This is a genomic window from Amycolatopsis coloradensis (assembly GCF_001953865.1).
GTDB lineage: Bacteria > Actinomycetota > Actinomycetes > Mycobacteriales > Pseudonocardiaceae > Amycolatopsis > Amycolatopsis coloradensis.
Genome location: NZ_MQUQ01000001.1, coordinates 84,958 through 102,183, shown reverse-complemented (window position 1 = coordinate 102,183; position 17,226 = coordinate 84,958). Strand labels below are relative to the sequence as shown.

Below are 17,226 nucleotides of genomic sequence, written 5' to 3'. Positions count from 1 at the left end.
TCCTAGCGCGTGACGGGCAGGCCGAGGGCGGTCGCGGCGATCATGTCCCGCTGGATCTCGTTGGTGCCGCCACCGAAGGTGAGGATCAGTGATGAACGATGCAGCCGTTCGATCCGGCCGCGCAGCAGCGCGCCGGGGGAGCCTTCGCGGACCACGGCGCCCGCACCGAGGATCTCCATCATCAGCCGGTACGCCTCGGTCGCGAACTCCGTGCCGAACACCTTGGTCGCCGACGCCTCCGCCGGGCCGAGGTCACTGCTCGCGGCCGCCCACGCGATCCGCCAGTTCCGCACCTTCAGATACTCGGCGTGCGTGTGGATCCGCGCCAGGTGCAGCCGCACCCACGGCTGGTCGACGACGCGGGTGCCGTCGGGCAGCTTGGTCGTCTGCGCCCAGGTCCGCACGTCGCGCAACGACGTCTGGATCGGGGCGGCCGAGGTCAGCGCGACCCGTTCGTGGTTGAGCTGATTCGTGATGAGCGGCCAGCCCTCGTTCTCCCCGGCGACCCGGGAGGTCACCGGGACCCGCACGTCGTCGTAGTAGGTCGCGCTCGTACCCGGCCCGGCGACGGTGCGCACCTTGGTCCAAGAGAAGCCGTCGGCCGTCGTCGGCACGATCAGAATGCTCAGGCCCCTGTGCTTGCGGGCCTCGGGATCGGTGCGCGCGGCCAGCCAGACGTAGTCGGCGTACTCGATCAGGCTCGTCCACATCTTCTGGCCGTTGATCACGTAGTCGTCGCCGTCGCGGACCGCGCGGGTGCGCAGCGACGCCAGGTCGGTCCCCGCGCCCGGCTCGGAGTAGCCGATCGCGAAATGCAGCTCGCCGGCGGCGATCTTCGGCAGGTAGAACGCCTTCTGTTCTTCGGTGCCGTAGCGCATGATGGTCGGCCCGACGGTGTTCACCGTGAGGAACGGGACCGGCACCCCCGCCGCGGCCGCCTCGTCGGTGAAGACGAGCTGGTCGAGCATCGGCCGGGCCTGCCCGCCGTACTCGCGGGGCCAGCCGATCGCGAGCCAGCCCGAACTGCCGAGATCTCGCACGATTTCCTTGTACACCAGGCCGTCGCCGTACTCGCCGCCGTCACCGGCCAGGGCTTCACGGCGTTCGGGGGTCATCAGCCCGGTGAAGTACTCCCGGAGTTCCCCGGCCAGGGCGCGCTGTTCCGGCGTGTAGTCGATCCGCATCCGTCACCTCTGCCGTCGGTGCTCGTTACTGGTGCCATGGCCGCTCGCGGCGGTAGGGTAGAACCTGTTCTAGTTGTACCAGGTATGGCGGCGAGGAGGGAATATGGAGATCGACGTCGATCGCTCGCTCTGCGAGGCGAACGCGATCTGTGTCGGCTTCGCGCCGGAGATCTTCGATCTCGACGACGAGGAGGAGCTGGTCCTCACGTCGGCCGAAGTTCCACGGGATCAAGTAGAACGCGTTACTCAAGCCGTGGCGAGCTGTCCGAAAAACGCCCTGCTCATACGTGGTTAGTGCCGTCTATTTGGACCTTGCACGCAGCAAGAACAGATTCTAATGTGTGCGGAGAGGCGAGGAGGCCTGGAGTGAGCTTGGACGGCAAGACGGCCATCGTGACCGGAGCCGGCGCGGGACTCGGCCGGGCGGAGGCACTGGCGCTGGCCGCAGCGGGCGCGTCGGTGGTGGTCAACGACGTCTCGGCCGCGGCGCGGGCGGTGGCCGACGAGATCGAGGCCGAGGGCGGCAAGGCCGTCGCGGTCACCGGTGACGTCTCGGAATCCGCGACCGCGGACGCGCTGCTCACCGCCGCCGTCGACCACTTCGGCGGGCTGCACGTCCTGGTCAACAACGCGGGCGTGCTGCGCGACCGGATGCTCTTCTCGATGTCCGACGAGGAATGGGACACCGTGCTCGGCGTCCACCTGCGCGGGCATTTCCTGCTTTCCCGCAACGCCGGGGCGTACTGGCGCGACAAGTCCAAAGTGGACGGGGCGCCGGTGTACGGCCGGGTGGTCAACACCGCGTCGGAGTCGTTCCTGCTCGGCGCCCCCGGCCAGCCGAACTACGGCGCGGCCAAGGCGGGCATCGCCGCGCTCACCGTCTCCACCGCGCGCGGCCTTTCCCGGTACGGCGTCCGCGCCAACGCGATCTGCCCGCGCGCCCGCACCGCGATGACCGAAGCCGTCTTCGGGGCCGAAGCACCAGAGGGTGTCGACCCGCTTTCGGTCGACCACGTGGCGCCGTTCGTGTCCTTCCTTTGCTCGCCCGAGTCCGACCGCGTCAACGGTCAGGTCTTCCTCGTCTACGGCGGGATGGTCGCGCTCATGCGGCCGCCGTCGGTGGAGCGGCGGTTCGACACCGTCAACGGCACGTGGACCACCGAAGAACTCGCCGGATGTGTGGGCGGCTACTTCGCCGATCGGGACCCGGAACGCATGTTCTCCGCGTCCGAAATCATGTCGCTGCCGTGAACAAGAGGAGATAGCGATGGGCAGGCTCGAGGGCAAGGTCGCCCTGATCACCGGCGGCGCCCGGGGACAGGGCGAGGCGGCCGCGCGGCTGTTCATCGCCGAGGGCGCGCGGGTGGTGATCGCCGACATCAACGACCTCGACGGCGAGAAACTCGCTGCCGATCTCGGTGAATCGGCCGTCTACCAGCATCTCGACGTCGGTGATGAGGCCGAGTGGGACGCCGCGATCGAGCGCACGGTTTCCGAGTTCGGCCCGCCGACGGTGCTGGTCAACAACGCGGGCATCCTGCACTTCTCCGAACTCGGCAAGACCACGCTCGCCGACTACGAACGCGTCATCCGGGTCAATCAGATCGGGGCGTTTCTCGGGATGCGTTCGGTCGTTGAACCGATGACCGGGGCCGGAGGCGGCTCCATCGTCAACGTGTCCTCTGTGGAAGGGCTCGCCGGGATGCCGTATCTCGTCGCCTACACCGCGAGCAAGTTCGCGATCCGCGGGATGACCAAGGTCGCGGCGCTCGAACTCGGCGCGAAGAACATCCGGGTCAATTCGGTCCATCCCGGCGCGATCGACACCCCGATGGTCGCCGCCGCCGCGGGCGGGCGGGAAGTCGACATGTCGTGGGTGGGCAAGAAGGTCGCGCTGGGCCGCGTCGGGCAGCCGGAGGACATCGCGAAACTCGTGCTGTTCCTGGCCAGTGACGAAAGTTCGTACAGCACGGGCTCGGAGTTCGTCGCCGACGGCGGCGCCTGCGCCACGCATGGTCTCAAGTTTTAGATCGGGGGTGCCGAGAGCAGAGTGAACACCGCTAACGCAACGAGGCGTCAGCGGGGGGAGTAAGACTCGGGGCAGGCTACTGGGAGGTTCTGTGGGAGCGACGGTGTCTGTCCCCGGTACGGGTGCGCTCACACAGGTCGGCAGGCTCGCGACGCTGTCGTGGGAGGTCCTGCGCGCGATCTTCAAACGCCCGTTCCAGTTCCGCGAGTGGATTCAGCAATGCTGGTTCTTCGCCAGCGTCACCATCCTGCCGACGGCGCTGGTCGCGATCCCGTTCGGCGCGGTCATCGCGCTGCAACTCGGTTCGCTGACCCAGCAGATCGGCGCGCAGTCGTTCACCGGCGCGGCCAGCGCGCTCGCCATCGTGCAGCAGGCGAGCCCGCTGATCACCGCGCTGCTGGTGGCGGGCGCGGGCGGCAGCGCGGTCTGCGCCGACATCGGCGCCCGCAAGATCCGCGAAGAGATCGACGCGATGGAGGTCCTCGGGGTCAACCCGATCCAGCGCCTGATCGTGCCCCGCGTCCTGGCCGCGATCGTGGTTTCGGTGCTGCTGAACGGTTTGGTGAGCGTCGTCGGCGTGCTCGGCGGCTACTTCTTCAACGTCGTCATGCAGGGTGGCACCCCGGGCGCGTACCTCGCCAGCTTCAACGCGCTGGCGCAGGTGCCGGATCTGTGGATCAGCGAGCTCAAGGCGCTCCTCTACGGTTTCGTCGCCGGGGTGGTCGCGGCCTTCCGCGGGCTCAACCCGGCGGGCGGGCCGAAAGGCGTCGGCGACGCGGTGAACCAGGCCGTCGTGATCACATTCCTGCTGCTGTTCCTGATCAACGTCGTACTGACCGCGATCTACCTGCGGATCGTCCCGCCGAAGGCGATGTGACATGGCAGCCGAACCCGCTGTTTCGGACCGGACCCTCGAGATCATCGCGCGTCCTGGCGCCATGCTGGAAGGCTTCGGGGGCCAGCTGTCGTTCTACTTCCGGGCGCTGGCCTGGACTCCGCGCACGATCCGGCGTTACGGCCGCGAGATCTTCCGCCTGCTGACCGAAGTCAGCTTCGGCACCGGCGCGCTCGCGGTGATCGGCGGGACGCTCGGCGTGATGATCGGGATGACGTTGTTCACCGGTCTCATCGTCGGCTTGCAGGGCTATTCCGCGCTGAACCAGCTCGGCACCGCGGCGCTGACCGGGTTCATCTCGGCCTACTTCAACACCCGCGAGGTCGCGCCGCTTTCCGCCGGGCTCGCGCTTTCGGCCACCGTCGGCTGCGGTTTCACCGCGCAGCTGGGGGCGATGAAGATCTCCGAGGAGATCGACGCGCTCGAAGTGATGGGTGTGCCGAGCCTGCCGTACCTCGTGACGACGCGGGTGATCGCCGGCGTCACCGCGGTCGTCCCGCTCTACGCCGTCGGCCTGCTCTCGTCCTACCTGGCTTCACGGCAGATCACCATCTGGCTCTACGGCCAGTCCGCGGGCACCTACGACCACTACTTCACCCTGTTCCTGCCGCCGGAAGACGTGCTCTGGTCGTTCCTCAAGGTGATCATCTTCAGCGTGCTCGTCATCCTGTCCCATTGCTACTACGGCTACACCGCCAGCGGTGGGCCCGCCGGGGTCGGCATCGCCGTCGGCCGCGCGGTGCGGACGTCGATCGTGCTGATCTCGGTTCTCGACTTCTTTCTCAGCCTCGCGATCTGGGGCGCCACGACGACGGTGAGGATTTCCGGGTGAACAGGGGGATACTGCTGAAACGGCTCCGGCACCAGGTGCTGGGGCTGGTCTTCCTCGTGGTGGTCGTGCTGTTCTTCGTCACCACCATCGCGTTCTACCAGAAGGCCTTCACCACGGTGACCCTGGTGAAACTGGAGACCGACCGCATCGGCAACCAGATGCGCGAGGGCGCGGACGTCAAGGTGCGCGGGATGGTCGTCGGCGAGGTGCGGTCGATCCAGGCCCACGGCGACCGCGCGACGATGGATCTGGCGCTGCAACCGGACAAGACCAAGGTGATCCCGTCGAACGTGTCCGCGCGGCTGCTGCCGAAGACGTTGTTCGGTGAGCGATATGTCGCCCTCCAGATTCCCGGAAAGCCGGACCGTCACATCGGCGCGGGCGACGTCATCCCGCAGGACCGCAGCAGCAGCGCGATCGAGCTGGAAACCGTCCTCGGCAACGTGATGCCGTTGTTGCAGGCCGTGCAGCCGGAGAAGATGGCGAGCACCCTCAACGCCGTCGCGTCCGCTTTGGACGGTCAGGGCAAGCAACTCGGCACGACACTGGCCGGGCTTTCGGACTATCTCGGGAAGGTGAACCCGTCGCTGCCCGATCTCAAGGCCGACATCACCGGACTGGCCGACGCCGCCGCGATCTACGACAAGGCCGCGCCGGATCTGCTGGCCGCGCTTTCGGACCTGACCACCACGAGCAAGACCCTTGTCGAGAGCCAGCGCGGTCTCGCCGACGTCTACTCGACGGTGACCGCGGCTTCGCTCGACCTGACGAGCTTCCTGAAAGTGAACCAGGACAACCTGATTCGCCTCACCACCAACCTCCAGCCCACGTTGGACGTCCTCGCGAAGTACGCGCCGGAATACCCGTGCCTGCTCAACCAGCTGGCCGGTTCGGTGCCGCGCGCGGAACTCGCGTTCGGCAAGGGCACCGCGCATCCCGAGGTCAGCCGGGTGACCATCGAGTTCACGCCGAGCCGCGGCAAGTACCTGCCCGGCGTCGACGAGCCGAAGTACAACGACAAACGCGGCCCCCGGTGCTACCCGGAGGTGCCGCCGCCGGGACGCTGGCCGCAGTACCCGCCGGACGGCGCGATCGACGACGGTTCGTCCAAACCCGCGCCGCCGCGCGACCCGGACGGCAAGCTGCCCGCCGGCGGGAGCGCGGGTGGTTCGGTGGTGAACACCCCGGACGAGCAGCGGCTGATCGACCTGCTCGTGTCGCCCGCCATGGGCACCACGCCGGATCAGGTGCCGAACTGGGGCAGCCTGCTGGTCGGGCCGCTCTACCGCGGAGCCGAGGTGGAACTCCGATGAGAGCACTCGCCGGCACCGGGCTCCGGCCACGTCGCGAAAGCCACTTTCGGGACGTCACGTGTCCCGAAAGTGGCTTTCGCGACACGCTCGTGGTGGGTGCGGAGGGTCATGAGTGGCGATTCGGCGGGAGGCCGGGCTCGTGAGGTCCTTCGTTCCCGACCTGGTCAAGATCCTCGTCTTCGCCGTCGTCACCGTGCTGCTCACCGCGATCCTCGGCGCCACCATCGCGAACACCAACTTCGGCGAGACTTCCGGCTACACGGCCAAGTTCACCGACGCGTCCGGCCTCAAGGAGGGCGACGACGTCCGCATCGCCGGGGTGAAGGTCGGGCAGGTCGGCGAGATCGAGATCGAACAGGGTGAACGGAACTTCGCCCAGGTCCACTTCGACATCCAGACCACGCATCGGCTGCCGGCGTCGGTGACCGCGACCATCAAGTACCGCAACCTCGTCGGACAGCGGTACCTCTCGCTCGGCACGGATATCGGTGACGAGAAGTCGTTGCCACGCGGCGGAGTCATCCCACCCGAGCGCACCAAACCGGCGCTGAACCTGACGGTGCTTTTCAACGGGTTCAAGCCGCTCTTCCGCGCGCTGAACCCCGAGGACGTCAACAAGCTCTCCTACGAGATCATCCAGGTCTTCCAGGGCGAGGGCGGCACGATCACCAGCCTGCTCGCGCACACCGCGTCGGTCACGTCGGCCATCGCGGGCAAGGACAAGATCATCGGCGACGTCATCGCGAACCTCAACACCGTGCTCGGCACGGTCGAGAAGCGCTCGCCGCAGCTGGGCGAGCTGATCGACCAGACCCAGCGGCTGGTCACCGGCCTCGCCGAGCAGCGGCAGCCGATCGGTGAGGCGGTCAAAGCGCTCGGCGACCTCACCGTCGCCACGACGGGCCTGCTCGCCGACGCGCGCCCCGCTCTCAAGGACGACGTCGTGCAACTCGGTGCGCTGTCGCGGAACCTCGGTGATTCGGAACAGCTGATCGACCAGCTCCTCCAGGTGCTGCCGGGCAACCTGCAGAAGTTCACCAGGACGCTGAGTTACGGCAGCTGGTTCAACTACTACCTGTGCGGGATCTCCGGCAGCATCGGCATCAAGTCGCTCGACATCGAACTGCCGATCACGCCGCTGCCCGGCACGCAGCGACCGGAGAGGTGCGGGCCGTGAAGCCGCTGAAGGAACGCAACCAGGCCGCGGTCGGCGCGGTGACGCTCATCCTGATCGTGCTGATCACGGCGACGACGTACTTCTCCGACCGGATCCCGTTGTTCGGCAGCGGGACGACCTACTCCGCGTACTTCGGCGAATCGGCCGGATTGGCGCCGGACAACGAGGTCCAGATCGCCGGGGTCAAGGTCGGCCAGGTCACCTCGGTGGAACTCGCGGGCAAGAAGGTGCTGGTGAAGTTCCGGGTCAAGGATGCCCGCGTCGGCGACGCGACGGCCGCTTCGATCGAGATCAAGACACTGCTCGGCGAGAAGCTGCTGGCGCTGACGCCGAAAGGCAAGGCGAACCAGGATCCGAACACCACCATCGGGCTCGACCGCACGCGGACGCCGTTCGAACTGCAGGACGCGTTCCAGCAGCTCTCGGGCACGGTCGGCGAGATCGACACCGCGCAGCTGGCGACGAGCTTCACCGTCCTCTCCGACGCGCTCAAGGACAGCCCGCAGTACCTCAAGGACGCGCTGGGCGGGCTTTCTTCCTTGGCCAAGACGGTGTCCTCACGCGACAGTGACCTGAAGACGTTGCTGGCCAACACGAGCACCGTGTCCAAGACGCTGTCCGACCGCAACGCCCAGCTGAAACGGATCCTCGACGACGGCAACCTCCTGCTCGCCGAACTGCGGAACCGGAAGGACGCGATCAGCACGTTGCTCAAGGGCACGCAACAGGTTTCGGCGCAGCTGTCCGGGCTCGTCGCCGACAACCGGACACAGCTCAGGCCGACACTGGAAAAACTCGGCAAGGTCACCGACATTTTGCAACGCAACCAGGACAACCTCAGCCGCAGCCTCGCGCTGATGGCGCCGTTCGCGCGCGTCGGCGCCAACGCGACCGGGAACGGGCGCTGGTTCGAGGGGTACCTGTGCGGGCTGCTGCCGCCGACGATCATCGCGGGCGCCTTCCAGGTCAACCCGGAGGGCTGCACGCCGCCGATCGCCGCGCCGAACCAGGGAGTGGGGGGACGATGACCATCCACACGCGCACCGGGCGCACGCTCTACACGTGGGTCGCCTTCGCCTGCGTCCTCGTGCTGATCGTGACCGCCGGGCTGTGGCTGGTGTTCAAAGAACCGGGCGGGACGCGGATCAGCGCGTATTTCGGGAAGACCGTCGGGCTTTACGCCGGTTCGTCGGTGCGGGTGCTCGGGGTGAAGGTCGGCGAGATCACCGGCGTGACGCCGCAGGGCGAGGCCGTCCGGGTCGACATGCGGGTCGACGACGGCACCCCGATCCCGGCCGACGCGGGCGCTGTCGTCGTCTCGCCGAGCCTGGTGAGCGACCGGTACGTGCAGCTGACCCCGGCGTACGAGAGCGGCCCCGAGATGGCGACGGACGCGGTGATCGCCAAGGAGAAGACGGCGACCCCGGCGGAACTCGACGACCTCTACACGAGTCTCGACAAGCTCTCGACGAGCCTCGGGCCCAACGGCGCCAACAAGAACGGCGCGCTGTCCGACGTACTCGACACCGCCGCGGCGAACCTCGGCGGTAACGGGAAGAACCTCAACACCACGGTGACCCGGCTGTCCGAACTGGCCAAGACACTGGACGGTTCCAAGGGCGACCTGTTCACCACGGTGCGGAACCTGAACTCGTTCACCGGTGCCTTGGCCGAAAGCGACCAGCAGCTCAACGAGTTCTACCGCCGCGCCGCCGACGTCAGCGGCTTCCTCGCCGCGGATTCGGCCGACGTTGGTGGCGCGCTGAGTTCACTCGCGACGGCGATGGGTGACGTCGAAAAGTTCGTCGCGGAGAACAAGGACCTACTATCGTCCAATGTGGACAAACTGGCCGGGCTGACGAAGGTGCTCGTGGACCAGCGGGCCTCGCTCGCCGAGGTGATCGACATCGCGCCGACCGGGGCGACCAACTTCATCAACTCCTACGACGCCGCGTCCGGCACGATCGCCGTGCGGTACAACCTCAACGAGCTGACCCATCCGCCGATCCTGACCGTCTGCCGTCTGATCAGCGCGAGCACGCCCAAGCCGATCCCGGACGCGCTGGGCACCATCTGCAAGCAGCTCGCGCCGGTCCTCGACGGCACGCTGAAACTCCCTTCGGTCCCGCAAGTACTGGCCTCGTTGCAGAGCGGCGAACTGCCGCCGCTGCCGCTCCCGCTGATCGACGTCATGAGCAAGGGGCTCCCGAAATGAGGCGGCAACGGCAGAAGATCGCGGGGGTGATGGCGGGTGTCCTGGTGCTGGCCGGATGCGGTGACGGCGGCTTTTCGGGGCTGTACAACACTCCCTTGCCGGGCGGAGCCGATCTCGGTGACCGCCCGTACCGGCTGTCCGCGCAGTTCTCCGACGTCCTCGACCTCGTGCCGCAGGCGAGTGTGAAGGTCAACGACGTCCCGGTCGGCCGGGTCGAGAAGATCGACCTCGCGCCGGACACGCGTTCGGCCTGGGTGAACATGGTCGTCAACGGGGACATCGCGCTGCCCGCGAACGCGCGTGCCGAACTCCGGCAGTCGAGCCTGCTGGGGGAGAAGTTCGTCGACCTGCACGCGCCGGACAAACCCGAAGGCGCGCTCGCCGAGGGCGCGAAGATCCCGCTGGACCGGACGAACCGCAACCCCGAGGTCGAAGAGGTCCTCGGCGCGCTTTCCCTGCTGCTCAACGGTGGCGGGGTCGAGCAGATCCAGAAGATCAGCCATGAACTGAACGACGCGCTCACCGGCAACGAGGCCGAGGTCCGTTCGCTGCTGTCCCAGGTGGACGAACTGGCCACCGAACTCGACGGGCACAAGGGCGAGATCCTGCGGGCCATCGACGGTCTCGACAAGCTGTCGAAAACCCTGGTCGGCCAGACGCGGAACCTGACGAACGCGCTCGACAACCTCTCGCCGGGGCTCAAGATCTTGACCGAGCAACGGGATCAGCTCGTCGGCATGCTGCAGTCGCTGACCACGCTGTCCGGCGTCGCGACCGACACGATCAACGCCAGCAAGGACTCGCTGGTGGCGAACCTTCGCGCGTTGCAGCCGACGTTGAAGAAACTGACCGAGGCAGGCCAGGATCTGCCGACCGCGCTGCGGATCCTGCTCACGTACCCGTTCCCGGACTACGCGGGCAACGTGATCAAGGGCGACTACGCGAACGTGGAAGCCAAGATCGACCTGAACCTGGACACGTTCCTGGAGAACATGAACAACTCGTCGCAGCCGATCATCGGGCTGCCGGGGAACAAGGGCACCGGCGCGCCCGGCGCGATCCCGTTCAACGACGGCGCCGCGCCACCGGTACTGCCGCTGCCCACCGGCGATCTCCCGCAGGTGCCGCAGGCTCCACAAGGACAGAGCGGGGACGTCCTGGGCGGCGTGCTCGGCGGGCTCCTCGGGCCGTTGCTGGGAGGTGGCCGGTGATCACGCGCAAGACCAAGATCCAGATGGCGGTGTTCCTCGTCATCGCGGTGGTTTCGGTCGTCTACGCGGGCGGCAAGTACGCCGGGCTGGACCGGTTGTTCGGCACCCGCGGCTACCTCGTCACGGCGCAACTCGTGGACTCCGGCGGGATCTTCGTCAACGCCGAGGTCTCCTACCGTGGTGTCGCGGTCGGCAAGGTCGCGTCGATGGCGCTCACCGAGCACGGCATCGACCTCGGCCTCGACATCGATCCGGGGGCACCGAAGATCCCGGCGGACACGAAGGCCGCGGTCGCGAACCGGTCGGCGGTGGGGGAGCAGTACGTCGATCTGCTGCCCATGCACGAAAACGGGCCGTACCTCGCCCAAGGTTCGGTCATCGCCCGCGACAAGACCTCGATCCCGCTCGCACCGGACACCGTACTGTCCAATTTGGACAAACTGGTGTCGAGTGTGAAACCGGAGTCGCTGAAGACCGTCGTCGACGAGACCTACGAGGCGTTCGCGAACGCCGGCCCCGATCTGCGGCAACTGCTGGACAGCACCGGATCCCTCACCGCGACGGCGACGCAGTACCTGCCCGACACCCAGGGCCTGCTGGCCAACTCGCGGACGGTGTTGGACACCCAGCGGCGGCAGGCGGACAACATCACGCAGTTCTCCAGCGGCCTCAAGACGATCGCCGCGCAGCTGAAGACGTCCGACCCGGACCTGCGGCGGGTGATCGACGAAGCGCCGAAGCTGAGCCGCCAGATCAGCGACGTGCTGGCGGTTTCGGGAACCGACCTCGGGGTGCTGTTCGCGAACACCCTCACCACCGCCCAGATCACCTCCGCGCGGACCGACGCGATCGAGGAACTCCTCGTCGCTTACCCGATCATCTCGGCGTTCTCGCGGTCGACGTCACCGGACGGCACGGGGCACCTCGGTGTCGTGTTCAACTTCTTCGACCCGGCCTCGTGCACCAAGGGCTACGAGGGTACGAAACAGCGTCCCGCCAACGACCTCACCGAAGCGCCGGTGAACACGCAGGCGTACTGCGCCGAGCCGCCGGGAAGCCCCACCGGCGTGCGGGGCTCACAGAACGCGCCGTACGCCGGAAAACCTCCGGCGGTCCCGGAGCGGCCGAAGCAGACCCCACAGGCGGCGGAATCCGCGCAGCTACCGGGTGTGCTGAGCCTGCTCACCGGCTCCGGTCCCGGCGGACTGGGCTCGTTGCTGGGCGGCAAGTAATGCTCACCCGCTCGCTCACCGTCGTCGCCGGGCTGGCGGTCCTCGTGGCCGCCTGGTTCGGCTGGTCGTGGTGGAGCGCCGCCCAGGACGACGGCCTCGCGCGCGGCCGGGAACGGGAAGCCGTCCTCACCGCCGCGTCCGGCCAGCTGGAAGTGCTCAACACGATCGACTACCGCACCGGTGCCAAGGACGTCGACCGCTGGCTCGGCGTCACCACCGGACGGCTCGGGAAGGACCTCACCGGCGACCGGCAGATCCAGATCGACCGGGCGAACACCGGCAAGACCGTCGCGACCGCGAACCTCAAGCAGGCCGCGGTCACCGAACTCGACGCCGCCGCCGGGACGGCACGGCTGATGGCCGTACTGGAGGTGAAGGTCAGCACCGGCGGCGGACCGGCCGCACCCAAGATGAGCAGGCTGACCGTGGACTACCAGCGCGCCGAGGACGGCTGGAAGGTCAGCGCGGTGCAGGCGGCGGGCTCATGACGGCCAGGCTGCCGCGGATCCTGACCGCGATCATCGCGCTGGCCACCGGCTGCGCGGTGTGGTTCGGGCTGGAGGCGTCGTCACTGGGCTCCGACGGCAACGCGGCACTGGTGGACCAGGCCGCGACCGCCGAGGTCTCGGACCAGGTCGGCGCCGGTGTGAAGGCCGTCTTCTCCTACGACTACAGCAACCTCGCGCGGACCGAACGGGCCGCGGCCGACGTACTGACCGGCGAGGCGACCGGACAGTACCGGGACCAGTTCGCGTCGGCGCGGAAACGGGCGGAAGAACGGAAACTGGTGCGCACCACGACCGTCCGTTCGCTCGGCGTCCGATCCTTGCGCGGCGACCAGGCCGAAGTGCTGCTGTTCCTCGACCAGCAGACGCTCACCCCCGGTGGCGCCGCCCCGCAATCGACGGTTTCCCAGCTTTCGGTCACCGCTGTCCGGATCGATGGCCGCTGGAAGATCTCCCAGCTCAGTCCACTGTGATTCCGGCCAAGGGTTCCGGCGAATCGCGGAGCTGCTGGTCAGCGCCGCTTCTGGTGATCCGGACCTGGCATCGCTAATGCCCGCAAGGACCGAGCGGGGAGGATCTCGGACGTTGAAGCCCGCGACCAGTGTGACCCCGCGACCATGAAGGACTGGGGACGTTCGGTGACGCTGTCGGGCGCTGAGGTTCTTGGAAGTACCTGAAGGCCCCCTTCCTTGCGCTAGGCGCAAGGAAGGGGGCCTTCAGGTACTTGAAAATTGGGGGTCGGCGACCGCGTCTGCCACGAACCGCGCCCATTTCTTCATCGTCAGCGGAATCCTGAAATCAGGAAAGCCGCTTCATGTCCGCACCGGTGATCGAACCGCCGGAAACGGTGTAGGAACCGGAGAAAGTACGCAGTGAACCATCGGTCTGCCGGGCCGAAAGATCGACGTACACCGTGTTGCCGCTCACGTTCGTCACGGTGAGGGCCGCCCATGAAGTCGTCGCGTATCCCTTGGCGTAGGAGGCATAAGTGCCGCCTTTCGCCAGCCGCTGGCCACCGAGATTCCACGCGGTGAGGAAATCACGCCGGTTGATCGCGTCGTAGTAGGCGATCACCGTTCGCGCCACCGGAGCCGAGGGTGCCGGATAAACGGTCTGGGGCGGTGGCGGGGCGACATAAACCGTCTGAGGTGGAGCGGCGACGGCCGGAGGCTGGAGCACGATCGTGTTCGGGGGAGCGGCCGCCGCGACCACCGGCGTCGCCGTGCCCTGATTCGGGACCGCGCACGCGGCCAGTGCCCCCGCCGCCAGCAAGGTCACCGTCGCCCATTTCTTCGCGTCCATTGTTCCCCTTTCCTCGTGATACCGACAATGCGGGAAAGGGGTCCTCGTCACTAGGGGATTTGGCCTCGTTACGAATGCTGAAAAACGCACTGGAACCGTTATCGGATCTTGTGCGCGGCGGCGTAGGGCCACCCTCGTCTCACACCGATCGGCCGCCGGGTTTAGCGTTAGGCATGACCACTGCACCTGTCGATGTCGAGAGCGCCCGCCGCGACTACGCGGCCCTCGTCGACCGTGGCCTCTCCCTGGACATCACCCGCGGCAAGCCGTCCCCCCGCCAGCTGGACCTCGCCGACGGGCTGCTCGCCCTCCCCGGAGACACGCGCAAGGCCGAGGACGGCACGGACGTCCGCAACTACGGAGGCCTCAAGGGCCTGCCCGAGCTTCGCCGCATCTTCGCCGGGCCGCTGCAGGTCCCGGCCGAGCAGCTGCTCGCCGCGGGCAACTCCAGCCTGGAGCTGATGCACGACGCCATCGTGCAGGCCTACCTCAGCAAGATCCCGCGCGCCGAGCGCCGCTGGGCCGACGAGGAGCGGGTCGTCTTCCTGTGCCCGGTCCCGGGTTACGACCGTCACTTCGCGCTGGCCGAGCGCTTCGGCATCGAGCTGGTCCAGGTGCCGCTCACCGAGAACGGCCCGGACATGGACGTCGTCGAGCGCCTCGTCGCCGAGGACGCCGCGGTCAAAGGCATCTGGTGCGTGCCGAAGTACAGCAACCCGACCGGTGTCACCTACAGTGACGACACTGTGCGCCGCCTGGCCACGATGACCACGGCCGCCCCGGACTTCCGGATCTTCTGGGACAACGCCTACGCCGTGCACCACCTCACCGAGGTCGAGGCGCCGCTGGCCGACGTGTTCGCCCTCTGCGCCGAGGCGGGCAACGCCGACCGCGTGCTCGTGTTCGGCTCCACTTCGAAGGTGACCTACGCCGGTGGCGGTGTCGGCTTCTTCGGCGCTTCCGAGGCCAACCTGGCCTGGTGGACCGGCCTCGTCGGCAAGCGGACCATCGGCCCGGACAAGGTCAACCAGCTCCGGCACGCGCTGTTCCTGCGTGACGAGGACGGCGTCCGCGCGCACATGCGCAAGCACGCGGAGCTCATCGGCCCGAAGTTCGCGGCCGTCGACGAGATCCTCACCAAGGAACTGGGCGAATCCGGCCTCGCCTCCTGGACCAAGCCGACCGGCGGGTACTTCGTCTCGCTGACCGTGCCGTCCGGGACCGCCAAGGAGGTCGTGCGGCTGGCCAAGGAGGCCGGTGTCGCCCTGACCCCGGCCGGCGCGACGCACCCCTACGGCGACGACCCCGAGGACGCCGTCATCCGCATCGCGCCGACGTACCCTGAGCTGGCCGAGGTCGAAGAGGCGATCCGCGGTCTCGCGGTCTGCGTTCGCCTTGCCGCGGCGACGAAGAAGTAAGTTCGAGATCTTTTCCCATCCGGGTCACGGGTGGTTCCGAACGTCCGAGTGGGTGGGTGTACACCGCAAGGGCGAGAGGAACCACTCGTGTTCGGGAAGCCGTTCGTTCGCACCCTGATTTCGCGTAGTGCCGAGAACCGCACGGATCGCCACCGGCGCCCAGGGCGGGGGTGGTGGGTGGCAAGAAGGTGATGTTCCACGACAAGGCCCTGCACCAGTTCGCGAAGGAGATCGCGGGCGACGAGGTCGCGCACGTCAAGTTCTGATCAGCGAGTACCAGCGGTTCGCCCCCTTTGCCAACGAGAAGGACTTCCTGCTCGCGGCGTTCCTGGACGCGGCCGCCGGGATCCTGGCCGCCGAGGCGTACCACGCCGCCACCATCCGGACGTCACTGTTCGACCGGGACCTCGGCGACGCGGCCGCCAAGATCTCCAACGCCCGCGACGCCCTCGACGGTCCCGGTGACGACGATCAGGGCATCGTGCTGGGCAACCAGGCCAACATCGTGCCCGCCGACAACAACGGCATCTGCTTCGGCCGAAGCGCCGACAGGGTGCTGAACGTCGTCTACCTGAACCCCGGTCCGGTGAAGGGGGGCGGGTTCTTCCCCAAGGGAGTGAACGGCGACATCGTCGCCAGCGGCGGCGCGTGACCCCGCTGTCGTGTCGCCGTTCCCGGTACCGTCGGGTGACGGCGACACGACAGGGGGTTCGCGGTGAAGGCTGTGATCATCGGCGGTGGCATCTCGGGGACGGTGACCGCGATGGCGTTGCAGCGGGCCGGAATCGAGGCGAGCGTCCACGAGGCGTACCCGACAGGCGGTGAGGACGCGGGCGCGTTCCTGACGATCATGCACAACGGCATGGACGCCCTGCGCGCCATCGATGCCGAAGGGCCGGTCGTCGAGAACTCGTTCGCCGCCGTCGGCCTGGAACTGGTGACGCCGGACGGCCGGACCGTCGAGCGGCGTTCGTTCGGCATCGACGGTCTCGCCGGACCGCGCACCTTGACCCGCGCGGCGTTTTATCGGGCGCTGCAAGAGGAAACGGTCTCGCGGGGGATCACCTTCGAACGAGGGAAGCGGCTGGTTTCGGCGTCGCCGGGTGTCACCGCGCGGTTCGAGGACGGGTCTGTCGCCGAGGGCGACATCCTGATCGGTGCGGACGGCCTGCGGTCGGTGGTCCGGAACCTCATCGACCCGTCGTGCCCGCCGCCGCGCTCGACGGGGCTGGACGTCGTCTACGGCTACACGACCGACACGAGCGTCCCGCGGGCGCCGTCGCTCTATCGGATGATCCAGAGCCTGCATGCCTCCTTCGGCTACACCAGCGCCCCGGACGGCTCGACGTACTGGTTCGCGCGGCTTCCCGCCGCTGAAGGCGTGCGGAGCGGCCTTTCGGCGGCTGAATGGCGCTCGACGGCCTTCGCCGCTTTCGACGGGGAACCGTTGCCTGCCGCGGAGATCATCCAAGCGACCGGCGACGACGTCTTCGGCGGTCACTCTTACGACGTGCCTTCGACGCCGGTGTGGTTCACCGCGTCGATGGTGCTCGTGGGTGACGCGGCGCACGCGGCCTCGCCCGCCGCGGGACAGGGCGCGTCGATGGCGCTGGAGGACAGCGTCGTGCTGGCGCAGTGTTTGCGGGATCTTCCTGACGCGCCAACGGCTTTCGCGGCTTACGAGCGGTTGCGTCGGGCGCGGGTGGAGAAGCTGGTGGCGAGCAGCGCCGCGGTGTCGTCGTCGACGACGGCCGACAGGGACCGGAACTGGCTCTATCAGCACCACATCGAGTGGGACTCACCGATCTCGGCCGGGTGAGAGCTCGCGCTACCCGCGTTTCGTCCTCTAGTTGCGGTCGTTCGTGCCGCCAACTACCGCAACCAGAGGACGAAACGCGGGGCCTTCACGTAC

The 17,226-nt window shown here is 67.8% G+C and carries 18 protein-coding genes; 16 read left to right on the top strand and 2 right to left on the bottom strand.

Features of this window, described 5'->3' with window-relative positions:
- Positions 1–2 precede the first annotated feature (2 nt).
- Positions 3–1,184 carry an acyl-CoA dehydrogenase family protein gene (locus BS329_RS00500; RefSeq protein WP_076154693.1) on the bottom strand — a complete coding sequence of 394 codons (1,182 nt, stop codon included), beginning with the start codon at positions 1,182–1,184 and terminating at the stop codon, positions 3–5.
- Positions 1,185–1,287: 103 nt separating this feature from the next.
- On the opposite strand from BS329_RS00500, the gene BS329_RS00495 reads away from it, so the two are divergent.
- The 13 genes from BS329_RS00495 (at position 1,288) to BS329_RS00435 (ending at position 13,067) form a co-directional block, all read left to right on the top strand.
- On the top strand, positions 1,288–1,479 hold the full coding sequence (locus BS329_RS00495; RefSeq protein WP_076154692.1) for a ferredoxin: 192 nt from the start codon (positions 1,288–1,290) through the stop codon (positions 1,477–1,479).
- A 71-nt stretch (positions 1,480–1,550) separates the two neighbouring features.
- On the top strand, positions 1,551–2,435 hold the full coding sequence (locus BS329_RS00490; RefSeq protein ID WP_076154691.1) for a 3-oxoacyl-ACP reductase: 885 nt from the start codon (positions 1,551–1,553) through the stop codon (positions 2,433–2,435).
- A 16-nt stretch (positions 2,436–2,451) separates the two neighbouring features.
- Positions 2,452–3,213: a glucose 1-dehydrogenase gene (locus BS329_RS00485; protein ID WP_076154690.1), complete on the top strand. Its 762-nt coding sequence runs from the start codon at positions 2,452–2,454 to the stop codon at positions 3,211–3,213.
- Between the two features lie 91 nt (positions 3,214–3,304).
- On the top strand, positions 3,305–4,090 hold the full coding sequence (locus BS329_RS00480) for an MlaE family ABC transporter permease (protein ID WP_143252776.1): 786 nt from the start codon (positions 3,305–3,307) through the stop codon (positions 4,088–4,090).
- A 1-nt stretch (position 4,091) separates the two neighbouring features.
- Positions 4,092–4,940, top strand: a complete 849-nt coding sequence (locus tag BS329_RS00475; RefSeq protein ID WP_076154688.1) for an MlaE family ABC transporter permease — start codon at positions 4,092–4,094, stop codon at positions 4,938–4,940.
- The gene (locus BS329_RS00470) at positions 4,937–6,253 is read left to right on the top strand and encodes an MCE family protein (protein ID WP_076154687.1); all 1,317 of its coding nucleotides are present in this window, start codon (positions 4,937–4,939) and stop codon (positions 6,251–6,253) included. Before BS329_RS00475 ends, BS329_RS00470 begins: the two co-directional genes overlap by 4 nt.
- Before the next feature lie 139 nt (positions 6,254–6,392).
- Complete coding sequence (locus BS329_RS00465) at positions 6,393–7,430, top strand: MCE family protein (protein WP_076155078.1); 1,038 nt, start codon at positions 6,393–6,395, stop codon at positions 7,428–7,430.
- A complete protein-coding gene (locus BS329_RS00460; protein ID WP_076155081.1) occupies positions 7,427–8,458 on the top strand; it encodes an MCE family protein in 1,032 nt (343 codons plus the stop codon). The genes BS329_RS00465 and BS329_RS00460 overlap by 4 nt, the downstream gene beginning before the upstream one ends.
- Positions 8,455–9,645 carry an MCE family protein gene (locus BS329_RS00455; RefSeq protein WP_076154686.1) on the top strand — a complete coding sequence of 397 codons (1,191 nt, stop codon included), beginning with the start codon at positions 8,455–8,457 and terminating at the stop codon, positions 9,643–9,645. The genes BS329_RS00460 and BS329_RS00455 overlap by 4 nt, the downstream gene beginning before the upstream one ends.
- Positions 9,642–10,856 carry an MCE family protein gene (locus BS329_RS00450; protein WP_076154684.1) on the top strand — a complete coding sequence of 405 codons (1,215 nt, stop codon included), beginning with the start codon at positions 9,642–9,644 and terminating at the stop codon, positions 10,854–10,856. The genes BS329_RS00455 and BS329_RS00450 overlap by 4 nt, the downstream gene beginning before the upstream one ends.
- Positions 10,853–12,088 (top strand): MCE family protein, encoded by a 1,236-nt coding sequence (locus BS329_RS00445; protein WP_084749282.1) that lies wholly within the window; start codon positions 10,853–10,855, stop codon positions 12,086–12,088. Before BS329_RS00450 ends, BS329_RS00445 begins: the two co-directional genes overlap by 4 nt.
- Positions 12,088–12,576: a hypothetical protein gene (locus tag BS329_RS00440; RefSeq protein ID WP_076154682.1), complete on the top strand. Its 489-nt coding sequence runs from the start codon at positions 12,088–12,090 to the stop codon at positions 12,574–12,576. The genes BS329_RS00445 and BS329_RS00440 overlap by 1 nt, the downstream gene beginning before the upstream one ends.
- Entirely contained in the window at positions 12,573–13,067 is a 495-nt protein-coding gene (locus BS329_RS00435) for a hypothetical protein (protein WP_076154680.1), read from the top strand. The genes BS329_RS00440 and BS329_RS00435 overlap by 4 nt, the downstream gene beginning before the upstream one ends.
- Positions 13,068–13,392: 325 nt before the next feature.
- On the opposite strand, the gene BS329_RS00430 is transcribed toward BS329_RS00435, so the two are convergent.
- Positions 13,393–13,896 carry a hypothetical protein gene (locus BS329_RS00430; protein ID WP_076154678.1) on the bottom strand — a complete coding sequence of 168 codons (504 nt, stop codon included), beginning with the start codon at positions 13,894–13,896 and terminating at the stop codon, positions 13,393–13,395.
- Positions 13,897–14,069: 173 nt separating this feature from the next.
- Between BS329_RS00430 and BS329_RS00425 the strand changes: the two genes are divergently transcribed.
- The 3 genes from BS329_RS00425 to BS329_RS00415 all read left to right on the top strand — a co-directional run bounded on the left by BS329_RS00425 (position 14,070) and on the right by BS329_RS00415 (position 17,133).
- The gene (locus tag BS329_RS00425; RefSeq protein ID WP_076154677.1) at positions 14,070–15,314 is read left to right on the top strand and encodes an aspartate aminotransferase type Ic; all 1,245 of its coding nucleotides are present in this window, start codon (positions 14,070–14,072) and stop codon (positions 15,312–15,314) included.
- Positions 15,315–15,441: 127 nt separating this feature from the next.
- The gene (locus BS329_RS00420) at positions 15,442–15,966 is read left to right on the top strand and encodes a hypothetical protein (protein WP_341866307.1); all 525 of its coding nucleotides are present in this window, start codon (positions 15,442–15,444) and stop codon (positions 15,964–15,966) included.
- A 63-nt stretch (positions 15,967–16,029) separates the two neighbouring features.
- Positions 16,030–17,133, top strand: a complete 1,104-nt coding sequence (locus BS329_RS00415; protein ID WP_076154676.1) for an FAD-dependent oxidoreductase — start codon at positions 16,030–16,032, stop codon at positions 17,131–17,133.
- Positions 17,134–17,226: the final 93 nt, after the last annotated feature.

What these genes read in the sequence shown, in the direction of transcription:
- BS329_RS00475 (WP_076154688.1), top strand. Translation starts at nt 4,092, where the DNA reads ATGGCAGCCGAACCCGCTGTTTCGGACCGGACCCTCGAGATCATCGCG.
- BS329_RS00450 (WP_076154684.1), top strand. Translation starts at nt 9,642, where the DNA reads ATGAGGCGGCAACGGCAGAAGATCGCGGGGGTGATGGCGGGTGTCCTG.
- BS329_RS00435 (WP_076154680.1), top strand. Translation starts at nt 12,573, where the DNA reads ATGACGGCCAGGCTGCCGCGGATCCTGACCGCGATCATCGCGCTGGCC.
- BS329_RS00485 (WP_076154690.1), top strand. Translation starts at nt 2,452, where the DNA reads ATGGGCAGGCTCGAGGGCAAGGTCGCCCTGATCACCGGCGGCGCCCGG.
- BS329_RS00495 (WP_076154692.1), top strand. Translation starts at nt 1,288, where the DNA reads ATGGAGATCGACGTCGATCGCTCGCTCTGCGAGGCGAACGCGATCTGT.
- BS329_RS00440 (WP_076154682.1), top strand. Translation starts at nt 12,088, where the DNA reads ATGCTCACCCGCTCGCTCACCGTCGTCGCCGGGCTGGCGGTCCTCGTG.
- BS329_RS00500 (WP_076154693.1), bottom strand. Translation starts at nt 1,184, where the DNA reads ATGCGGATCGACTACACGCCGGAACAGCGCGCCCTGGCCGGGGAACTC.
- BS329_RS00425 (WP_076154677.1), top strand. Translation starts at nt 14,070, where the DNA reads ATGACCACTGCACCTGTCGATGTCGAGAGCGCCCGCCGCGACTACGCG.
- BS329_RS00455 (WP_076154686.1), top strand. Translation starts at nt 8,455, where the DNA reads ATGACCATCCACACGCGCACCGGGCGCACGCTCTACACGTGGGTCGCC.
- BS329_RS00430 (WP_076154678.1), bottom strand. Translation starts at nt 13,896, where the DNA reads ATGGACGCGAAGAAATGGGCGACGGTGACCTTGCTGGCGGCGGGGGCA.